Consider the following 11,831-nt stretch of genomic DNA (forward strand, 5'->3'; position numbering starts at 1 on the left):
GCGTCTGGGCAACGGATGTATCGCACCGGGGATGTGGTGCGGTGGCGCGCTGATGGGCAACTGCAGTATCTGGGGCGCGCCGATGAGCAGGTCAAGATCCGCGGGTATCGCATCGAACTCGGCGAAATCCACACGGCGCTGGCAGGTTTGGCGGGAGTGGCGCAGGCGGCGGTGATCGCGCGTGAGGACCGCCCCGGCGATAGGCGTCTGGTCGGCTATGTCACCGGCACTGCCGACCCCGTCGAGCTACGCGCGGCGTTGGTTGAGCGGCTGCCGGCCTATATGGTGCCCGCCGCAATCGTGGTGATCGAGGCGCTGCCCGTCACACCGACCGGCAAACTCGACGTGCGTGCCCTGCCGGCACCGGAATATCAGGCCCTGGACCGCTACCGGGCTCCCCAGGATGCGGTTGAGGAGATTCTGGCCGGTATTTATGCCGAGGTGTTGGGGTTGGAGCGGGTCGGGGTGGATGACTCGTTCTTCGAATTGGGTGGGGACAGCATCTCCTCGATGCAGGTGGTGGCCCGGGCCCGGGCAGCCGGTCTGGTGTGCCGCCCGCGGGACGTGTTCGTCGAGCAGACGGTGGCCCGGCTGGCCCGGGTGGCCGGGACGGCCGAGACCGCCGGTGTGGTCGATGAGGGGATCGGGTCGGTGGCGGCAACCCCGATCATGTGCTGGCTGGCCGGTGTGGCTGGCCCTGTCGATGAGTTCAACCAGACGATGCTGGTGTCGGCCCCGGCCGGGGTGAGCCAGGCCCATGTGGTGGTGCTGGTGCAGGCGTTGCTGGATCGCCATGCCATGTTGCGGGCGCGCTTGGTGGACGACGGGGCGCGGGGCTGGTCCTTGACGGTGCCCGAGCGCGGTGCCATCGAGGCGAGCGATCGGATGCACACCGTCGACGTGGTGTCCGATGAGTCGCTGGTGGAGGCGCGGGCGCGGTTGGATCCGGGCGCGGGGGTGATGCTGAGCGCAGTGTGGGCCGCCGAGACGGCTCAGTTGGTGTTGGTCGTTCACCATCTGGTCATTGATGCGGTGTCGTGGCGGGTGGTGCTTGATGATCTGAACCTCGCCTGGGCCCAGCACCGTGCCGGCCAGCCCGTCGTGTTGCCGGCGTCCGGGACGTCGTTTGCCCGGTGGGCGGCGCTGCTGGGTGAGTATGCGCGCCGTCCTGACGTCATTGCGTGGGCGGATGCGTGGAAGCAGGTGGTGGGATCCCCGGCAGTGTTGCCGGCGCCGCAGCCTGCGCGCGATACCTATGCCAGCGCCGGGCATTTGTCGGTGGCACTGGATGCCGAGATGACCGGGCTGTTGCTCGGTGACGTGCCGGCGGCGTTTCACGCCGGCGTGCAGGACATTTTGCTGATCGCGTACGCCTTGGCGGTGGCGCAGTTTGTCGGCAACGGCTCCGCGCCGGTGGGGATCGACGTCGAGGGCCACGGGCGTCATGAGGAGTTGGACGCGCAGCTGGACTTGTCGCGCACCGTGGGCTGGTTCACCACCAAATACCCGGTGGCTTTGAATGTCGGGGGCCTGCGCTGGGGGCAGGTGATCGCCGGTGAGCCGGGGCTGGGGGCGTTGGTCAAGGACGTCAAGGAGCAGCTGCGCGCGTTGCCGCACCCGCTGAGCTATGGGGTGCTGCGCTACTTGAACCCCGAAGTCGACCTGGGTGACGCCGACCCGCTGATCGGGTTCAACTATCTGGGCCGGCTGGGCGGCGCGGCCAGTGACGGACGTGGTGATCTGTGGCGCATCGACCCGCAGGCGGTGGCGCTGATCGGTGCGGCCGCCGCGGTGCCCATGCCGCTGGGGCACAGTGTGGAACTCAACGCGCTCACCGTGGACACCGAGGCCGGCCCGCAGCTGCTGGCCAACTGGATGTGGGCGCCCTCAGCGCTCGATGAGGCGGCCGTCAACCAGCTGAGCCGAATCTGGATCCAGGCGCTGGGCGGGATCTGCGCGCATGTGCGCGCCGGTGGGGGCGGGCTGACCCCGTCGGACATTGCACCGGCCCGGCTGAGCCAACCCCAAATCGATGAACTGTGCCAGCACTACCGGGTCGCCGACATCTTGCCGCTGACCCCACTACAACAGGGCCTGCTCTTTCACGCCAGCACCGCAGCTGGCAACGACACCGATCTGTATGCGATGCAGCTCGACATCACCATCGCCGGCGCCCTCGATGCGCATCGGCTGCGCGAGGCGGTGCAGACCGTGGTCGACCGCCATCCCAACCTAGCCGCCCGGTTTTGTCCGCAGTTCGACGAGCCGGTGCAAATCATCCCCGAGGATCCCACGGCAGGCTGGCAATATATCGAGCTCGACAGCGCCGATGGTGATGTCGATGAGCTGATCCGGCAGCTGTGTGCCGCCGAGCGCGCCGCAGTCGGCGATATCGCTCACCCGCCGGCGTTTCGGGTGGCGTTGATCCGCACCGCCGGCCAGCGGCACCGGTGCGTGCTGACCTTCCACCACATCGTGATCGATGGCTGGTCGCTGCCGATCGTGCTGGGGGAGCTCTTCGCCGCCTACAACGGCCAGCGGCTTTCTGCGGCCGGCTCGTATCGCAGGTTTGTGAGCTGGTTGGCCGAACGTGACCTGGAGGCCGCCCGCGCGGCCTGGGCCCAGGTGCTGGCCGGTTTTGACAACCCCACTTTAGTGGGTCCGGCGGGCCGGTTGCGGCTAGGGCAGCGCAGCCTCGCCTCCTACCGGATCCCCGAACACACCACCCAGGTCCTCAGCGAGCTGGCGCGCGCCCACCACACCACGATCAGCACGGTGCTCCAGGGTGCGTTCGCGCAGCTGCTGTCTGGCCTGACCGGCCAGCACGACATCGTCTTTGGCACCACCGTGTCGGGGCGACCCACCGAGGTGCCCGGCGCAGAGTCAATGGTCGGCCTGCTCATTAACACGGTGCCGGTGCGCGCCACGCTCACCGCCACAACCAGCACCGCCGACCTGCTCGACCAGCTGCAACACGCGCACAACCACACCGTCGAGCATCAGCACCTGGCGCTCAGCGAGATCCAGCGCCTCACCGGCCACGAGCAACTGTTCGACACGTTGTTGGTGTTCGAAAACTACCCGGTCGACACCACCGCTTTATCCGGCGTCGAGGAGTTGGGTATCACCGAGTTCAGCAGCCGCGAAGCCACCCACTACCGGCTCACAGTCCAAGCCCAGCCGGGTCCCGAACTGGGCCTTCGCGTCGAATACGACACCGAGGTGTTCGACACCGTCAGCATCGACGCGCTGATTGCGCGATTGCAGACGGTATTGGCCGCCATGACCACCGCACCCACCCGGGCATTGTCGTCCATCGATGTGCTCGGCGAGGTCGAGCAAGCCCGACTGGACGCGTGGGGCAACCGGGCGGCGTTGAACCGGCCAGCGACCGCGCCGGCGTCGTTGCCGATGGTGTTCGCCCAGCAAGTGGCCCGTACGCCCGAGGCGGTGGCGATCAGCTGCGGGGATGTGGCACTGAAGTATCGCGAACTCGACGATGCCGCTAACCGGTTGGCTCATTTGTTGGCCGGCCACGGGGTAGGTCCCGGTGATCGTGTGGCGCTGCTGTTCAACCGGTCGGCCGAGGCCATCGTGGCGATGTTGGCGGCGCTCAAGACCGGGGCTGCGTACCTGCCGATCGACCCGGCGCATCCGCGGTCGCGAATGGAGTTCATGCTCACCGATGCGGCGCCGATCGCCGCCATCACAACCGCGGAGCTGGCCGCACAGCTGGACGGGTTTGACGTGGTGGTGATCGATGTCAACGACACAGCTGTCGACAGCCAACCCAGCACCGCACCACCGGCGCCGGCCCCCGACGACGTCGCCTACCTGATCTACACCTCGGGCACCACCGGTGTCCCCAAAGGCGTCGCCACCACCCACCACAACGTCACTCGGTTGTTTGAGTCGCTCAAAACCGACCTTGAACTGACCCCTGGACAGGTGTGGACGCAGTTCCACTCCTTGGCCTTCGACTTCTCGGTATGGGAGATCTGGGGGGCCCTCCTGCACGGTGGTCGGCTGGTGGTGGTGCCCGACGAGGTGGTCCGCTCACCAGACGCCTTCCACGATCTGCTGGTCACTGAACACGTCAGCGTCTTAAGCCAAACCCCCTCAGCGTTTTACGCGCTGCAGACCGCCGACGCGCTGCAGTCCAAGCCGGGGCGTCGGCTTGAGCTTCATACCGTGGTGTTCGGCGGCGAAGCGCTTGAACCACAACGTCTTGGGACTTGGCTGCATAATCATCCAGGTCTGCCGCGGTTGATGAACTTGTATGGCATCACCGAGACGACTGTGCATGCCTCGTTGCGGGAAATCGTCAACCGCGACGCCGAGCGCGGCGCCAGTCCCATCGGCGTGCCATTGGCGGATCTTGCGTTCTTCGTGCTCGATGGCTGGCTACGGGCGGTGCCGGCCGGGGTGGTCGGCGAGTTGTACGTGGCAGGTGCCGGGGTGGCATGCGGGTATGTGGGCCGGGGTGCGTTGACGGCCTCGCGGTTTGTGGCATGTCCGTTCTTCCGCGCGGACGGTGCGGGTGCACTGGGACAGCGCATGTACCGCACCGGGGATCTGGTGCGCTGGGGTGCCGATGGGCAGCTGCAGTATCTGGGACGCGCCGATGAGCAGGTGAAGATCCGCGGGTATCGCATCGAGCTCGGTGAAGTCCAAACCGCCCTAGCCGCGCTCGACGGCGTAGAGCAGGCGGTAGTGATCGCCCGGGAGGACCATCCCGGCGACAAGCGCCTGGTCGGCTACATCACCGGCAACGCGGACCCGAACCAGATACGCGCGGTACTGGCCGAGCGGTTGCCGGCCTACATGGTGCCGGGCGCGGTGATGGCGATCGACGCGCTGCCGCTGACGCCTAACGGCAAACTCGACAAGCGCGCCCTCCCCGCACCCGATTACACCGATGGCGATCGTTACCGCGCCCCCGCCAACGCGGTCGAGGAGATCTTGGCCGACATCTACGCCCACGTCCTGGGATTGGAGCGCGTCGGCGTCGACGACTCGTTCTTCGACCTGGGTGGAGATTCGCTGTCAGCGATGCGGGTGATCGCGGCCATCAACACCGGCCTGGATGCCGGCCTCTCGGCGCGCACCTTGTTCGACGCACCCACGATCGCCCAGTTGGCGCCTCGCATCAATGCGAAAGCGGGCAGCCGCAAGCCGTTGGTGGCGGTAGCGCGCCCCGCAGTCATCCCGCTGTCGTTTGCCCAGAGCCGGTTGTGGTTCCTCAGCCGCTTCGAGGGTGGGGTTGCGACCTACAACATTCCCACCGCTTTTCGGATGAGCGGGGCGCTGGATGTCAAGGCGTTGAGCGCGAGTCTCGACGATGTGATCGCCCGCCACGAATCGCTGCGCACCGTATTTCCCGACATCGACGGTGTGCCGTTCCAGCAGGTGCTGCCGGCCCAGGCCGGGATGTGGCGGCGCGGGGGCGCGGCGGTGGTGTCGTTGCCGGAGGAGGATCTCGCTGCCGAGTTGATGGCGCTGGCGGGGTATCGATTCAACTTGTCGACCGAGATTCCCATTCGTGCGCAGATCTATTCGGTAGGTCCCGAGCAGTATGTGCTGGCAATTGTGGTGCACCACATCGCTTTTGACGGGTGGTCGCTGGCTCCGATGGTCCGTGACGTGGCCGAGGCGTACCGGGCGCGCCAGCAAGGCCAGGCCCCGCAATGGGCGCCGTTACCGGTGCAGTATGTCGATTACACGTTGTGGCAACGGGAGTGGCTGGGGGCGGAGTCTGATCCCGACAGTGTGATTGCCGGGCAGTTGCGGTACTGGCGGCAGGAGTTGGCCGATCTGCCGGAGGTGGTGTCGTTGCCGGCGGATCGGGTCCGCCCGCCGGTGCCCAGTTACCGCGGTGATCGGGTGGAGATTCGCATCGACCCGCAGGTGTGGGCGGGGGTCAAGGCGCTGGCGTCGGCGCATAACGCGACGCCGTCGATGGTGTTGCAAACGGTCTTGGCGGTGGTGATGCACCGTGTCGGAGCCGGCGACGACGTGGTGATGGGCACGCCGATCGCCGGGCGGCTCGATGCGGCACTCGATGATCTGGTCGGGTTTTTCGTCAACACCTGGGTGCTGCGGGTCGGGGTGAATTCCCAGCAGCGATTCAACACTGTGCTTCAGGAAGTGCGGCAGAAGGCGCTGGAAGCCTACAGCAACCAGGATGTGCCGTTTGAGCGGCTCGTCGAGCAGCTCAACCCGGTCCGATCTACGGCGCATCATCCGCTGTTTCAGGTAGCCATGGTGTTCCAGAACAATGTGCGTCCCGGGCTTTTGACGTTCGACGGCGTCAGCGCCGAGCCGCTGGGGGCGTCGACCCACACTGCCAAATTCGACCTCGAATTCCATCTCAGCGAGGTGCGCACTGAGGACTCCGCCGCCACGATGGCCGCCGGGGTGGTGTCGTATGCGACCGACTTGTTCGACCGGGCGACCATTGAGCGGTTGGTCACCTGGTTCGGCCGGGTGATCGAGGCCGCCGCAGCGAATGCGTCGGTGGTGGTGGGGGATGTGGCGCTGCTGGACCACGGTGAGCGTGAACTGCTGCTTTCGGGGTGGTCCGGTCTTGGTGTGGGCGCGCCGGTGGGCGTGGCGCCGCAGTTGTTGACTGCGGCAGTGGCGGCCGATGCGGACGCGGTGGCCGTCGTCGACGGTGCGCGCGAGTTGTCGTATCGCGAGCTCGATGAGTGGTCGACGCGGTTGGCGCGGATGCTGATCGAGGCCGGGGTTGGTCCGGAGCGCGCGGTGGGCGTGGCGATCGATCGGTGTCTGGAATTGGTGGTCGCCTGGTGGGCAGTGGTCAAGGCCGGCGGCATATACGTGCCGGTGGATCGGACCCATCCGGTCGAGCGGATTGCCACCGTGCTAGACGCGGTCTCGGCGGTGTGTGCATTGACCTCTGATGAAGGGATGTTGGCCGGGGCGGGTGTGCGCCCGGTGCTGCGCATCGGCGGTCGCGACGTGTCCGGGCGCCCTGCGGATCCCATCACCGACGCCGACCGGTTGGCGCCGTTGGGCGTGGATGACACGGCCTACGTGATTTTCACTTCGGGGTCCACGGGTGTCCCCAAGGGAGTGGCGGTCAGCAACGCGGGCCTGCTGGGATTGGTTGCGGCGCAACGCGAGACGTTCGGGTTGGGCACGGATGCGCGGGTGTTGACGGTGGCCGCGCCGACCTTCGATGCCTCGGTGTTCGAGATGTTGCTGGCGGTCGGATCCGGGGCGGCGTTGGTGGTGGCCCCGCCGCAGGTGTACGCCGGGGACTCGTTGACTGGGCTGCTGCGGGAGCAGCGCGTCAGCGCCGCCGTGATCACCCCGTCGGTGTTGGCGTCGCTGGATCGTACCCGGCTGGACGGATTGGACACGCTGCTCACCATGGGCGAGGAGTGCCCGCTGGAGTTGGTGGCCGCTTGGGCGCCGGGTCGACGGGTGTTCAACCTCTACGGTCCCACTGAGGCCACCATTTGGGCGACGAGCAGTGCGCCGCTGTCGGCGGGGCAGCCGGTGGACATCGGGACCCCGATTCCGGGGATGTCCGCGCTGGTACTCGACGCGCGGCTGAACCCGGCGCCGATCGGGGTCATCGGCGAGCTGTACTTAGCTGGGCCTCCGGTGGCGCATGGCTACGTGGCTCGTGCGGAGTTGACCGCGGAACGATTCGTGGCCAACCCGTACGGGGCTGCGGGGACACGCATGTATCGCACCGGCGACCTGGTGCGCTGGACCCGCGCCGGCTCGCTGGATTATCTCGCCCGCGCGGACACCCAGATCAAACTGCGTGGCCAGCGCATCGAACTGGGCGAAATCGAAAACACGCTGTTGGCCTGCCCGCAAGTCGCCCGCGCCGCGGTCACCGTGCACCAGAGCGATGCCGGTGCCCAGCTGATCGCCTACATCACCGTCGAGCACACCAACACCGCCGACGGGGGCATCTCGGACGCCGAAGTCGTCGAAGAGTGGCAACAGCTCTATGACGAGTTGTACGGCGCCGAAGTCGAGGTGCCCGGGTTCGGCATGGATTTCCGGGGCTGGAACAGCAGCTACACCGATTCCCCGATTCCGCTGGAGGAGATGGTGGAGTGGCGTGCCGCCACGGTGGATCGGATCATGGCGCTGCGGCCGCGGCGGGTGCTGGAGATCGGGGTGGGCTCCGGACTGGTGTTGTCGCAGATCGCGCCGGCGTGTGAGCACTACGTCGCCACGGATATGTCCGCGGTGGTCATCGACAAGCTGGCCCACACGCTGGAACAGTCGCAGATCCCCTGGCGTGATCGAGTCGAGCTGCTGACCCAGCCAGCGCACGTTACCGAGGCACTGCCGCAGGGCTGCTTCGACACCATCATCCTGAACTCGGTCGTGCAGTACTTCCCCAACTCGGGATACCTGGCGGAGGTCATCAACAACGCCATGGGTCTGCTGGCTCCCGGCGGGTCACTGTTCATCGGGGATGTGCGCAACCACAACCTGCACGGCGCGTTCCAAACCGGGGTCGTGCTGGCCCGCACCACCTCCACCAACACCGCCGAGATACGTCAACGAGTCCAGTCCGCCATGCTCGGCGAACCCGAATTATTGCTCAGCCCAGAGTTTTTCACCAACATAGCCGCCGATCATGCGTCGGTGGCCGGAGTCGCCATCGAAGTCAAACGCGGCTTGGGTGACAACGAACTCAACCGGTACCGCTACGACGTCACCTTCTACAAAGCCCCAGCCCAGGCGCGCTCAGTGGCCGCCGCACCGACATGGGCCTGGACTGAATGTGCAAGCCTGGACGGCCTGGGCACGCTGTTGATATCCCAACGTCCCGCCTCCGTTCGCGTCACCGACATTCCTCGCGCCGGACTGATCAGCGACGTCCGCGTCGAACACGGCCTTGCGGCTGGGCTGTCGCTGGCCGACGCCCTCGCCCAAGCCGACACCGGGAGCGCTGGGGCTGTCCCCGAGCAATTGCACCGCCTCGGTGAATCCAGCGGATACCACGTCGCCGTCACCTGGGGCGCCCAACCGGGCACCCTCGATGCCGTCTTCGTCGCCGCCGATCCGGATGGCGAGCACACCCCACCGCTGACCAACCTGTACCTAGCCTCCGCCGAGGCGAACCGAGGCCGGATCCACGCTAACGACCCCCAGACCAACGCCAAGGTCAGCGCGGTGCGGCAGCGGTTGAGCGCGCGGTTGCCCGAGTACATGATGCCGGCGCAGATTGTGGTCCTCGACGAGTTCCCGTTGACCTCCTCGGGCAAGCTCGACCGCAAGGCGCTGCCGGCACCGTTATCTGCCTGTGCCCCGTTCAGGGCACCGCAGACTCAGACCGAGAACGTCGTCGCCGAGGCGTTCGCCGAGGTGTTGGGTGTGGATCGCGTCGGACTTGACGACGACTTCTTCGCCCTCGGTGGGGATTCCCTGATAGCCACCCGGGTGAGTGCGCGGCTGCAGTTGGCGTTGGGCAGGGAAGTGCCGGTGCGGTATCTGTTTGACGCGTCCACCGTCGGCCGTCTCGCGCAGTATCTGGAGCTGCATCGGGGCGGCACTGCTCGCCCGCCGGTACAGTCGATGCGGCGACCGATGCGGGTCCCGTTGTCGTACGCGCAGAGCCGGTTGTGGTTTATCGACCAGTTGCAGGGGCCGTCGCCGGTGTACAACATGCCCGCGGCGTTGCGCCTGCGCGGGCGACTCGACGCCGACGCGTTGGGTGCGGCGCTGGCCGATGTGGTGGGTCGCCATGAGAGCCTGCGGACGCTGTTCACGACGCACGACGGGATACCCCTGCAGGTGGTGGTGCCCGCTGAACAGGCCGACTTCGGGTGGGACGTCATCGAGGCCACTGACTGGTCGACAACCCGGCTCGGTGATGCAATCGGCGCGGCGATCCGCTACACGTTTGACCTGGCTCGCGAAATCCCATTGCGCGCCTGGCTTTTCCGCGTGGCTGACGACGAACACGTGCTGGTGATCGTGGTGCACCATATCGCGGCGGACGGCTGGTCGATCGCCCCACTGGCGCGCGATTTGGGTCTGGCATATGCCAGCCGGCGCGCGGGACGGGCTCCTGATTGGGCGCCGTTGCCGGTGCAGTATGCGGATTACACGCTGTGGCAACGCGAGCAGTTCGGTGATCTGGCGGACAGCGACAGCCCCATCGCTGCGCAGTTGGAATTCTGGGAAGAAGCCCTGGCCGGTATGCCTGAGCGCCTCCAACTTCCCACTGATCGGCCCTATCCGTTGGTGGCTGATCAGCGCGGCGCGCATGTGGCAATCGACTGGCCGGTGGAGTTGCAGCAGCGGGTGCAGCGGTTTGCTCGCGAGCACAACGCGACCAGTTTCATGGTGGTTCAGGCTGCCCTGGCGGCGCTGCTGTCCAACCTCAGCGCCAGCAGCGATGTGGCGGTGGGTTTCCCGGTCGCCGGGCGCCGCGACCCGGGCCTGGATGAGTTGGTGGGTTTCTTCGTCAATACCCTCGTGCTGCGTGTCGACCTGACCGGTGATCCGACGGTCGCGGAACTGCTGGCCCAGGTGCGGCGGCGCAGCCTGGCCGCATACGAACACCAAGACGTGCCCTTCGAGCTGCTTGTCGAGCGACTCAATCCCACGCGGTCGCTTAGCCATTCGCCGCTGATCCAGGTGGCGCTGGCCTGGCAGAATCTGCCCTGGCAACATAACGGCCCCCCCGCCGGACTGACCTTCGGCGATTTGCAGGCCGCCCAGGTGCGCGTCGACACGCGCACTGCCCGCATGGATCTCGCTTTCTTCCTGGCCGAACGCTGGACTGAGGACGGTGAGCCCGCCGGGATCGGCGGAGGCGTGGAGTTCCGTACCGATGTGTTCGACGCGGCCAGTATCGAGGTGCTGATCGAGCGTCTTGAGCGGGTGTTGGCGGCGCTGACCGACGACCCGGCACGGCGGTTGTCGGCGATAGATGTGCTCGACGAGGTTGAGCATGCGCGGTTGGATGAGTTCGGCAACCGGGCCACGTTGACTAGGCCCACCGGTCCGGCGGTGTCGGTGCCGATGCTGTTCGCCGCGCAGGTGCAGCGTGCCCCGGAGGCGGTGGCGATCCGTTGCGGGCAGGTTTCGTGGACCTACCGCGAGGTCGACGAGGCGTCAAATCGGTTGGCGCATATATTGATTGGCCGGGGTGTGGCCCCGGGCCAGTGTGTGGCGCTGCTGTTTCACCGTTCGGTTGAGGCGGTGGTCTCGATGTTGGCGGTGCTCAAAACCGGCGCAGCTTATCTGCCGATGGATCCCTCGGCCCCGGCGGCGCGAATCGAGTTCATGCTCACCGATGCTGCACCGGTGGCCGCGGTCACCACCGCGGAGTTATCGGAAAAGCTGGCCGGCCATGACGTGGTGGTCGTTGCTGTTGATGACCCCGTGGTGGACGCCCAGCCCGGCACGGTGTTGCCCGCGCCGAGCCCGGACGACCTTGCTTACCTGATTTACACCTCGGGCACGACGGGAGTGCCCAAGGGGGTGGCGGTCACGCACGCCAACGTGACGCTTTTGGCGGAGTCATTGCCTTCCCAACTCCCGGCGGAGCAGGTGTGGACGCAGTGCCATTCGTATGCGTTCGACTTTTCGGTGTGGGAGATCTGGGGCGCGCTGCTACGGGGTGGGCGGCTGGTGGTGGTGCCCGAAGAGGTGACGGGCTCCCTGGACGATTTCCATGCGGTGTTGGTCGCCGAGCAGGTCAACGTCCTGACTCAGACCCCGTCGGCGGTGGCGGCGCTGTCTCCGCAGGGGTTGGAGTCGGCGGCGTTACTGCTCGGCGGGGAGGCGTGCCCGGTCGAGGTGGTGGATCGGTGGGCACCGGG

1 protein-coding gene is annotated in these 11,831 nt (G+C 66.8%); it reads left to right on the forward strand.

What is annotated here, in order from left to right; all coding sequences use genetic code 11:
• Positions 1-11,831: non-ribosomal peptide synthetase (locus A9W99_RS01765; protein WP_156622898.1), on the forward strand; the 11,831-nt coding region annotated here is incomplete at both ends.

This window comes from Mycobacterium sp. 1164966.3 (assembly GCF_001665395.1).
Classification (GTDB): Bacteria; Actinomycetota; Actinomycetes; order Mycobacteriales; family Mycobacteriaceae; genus Mycobacterium.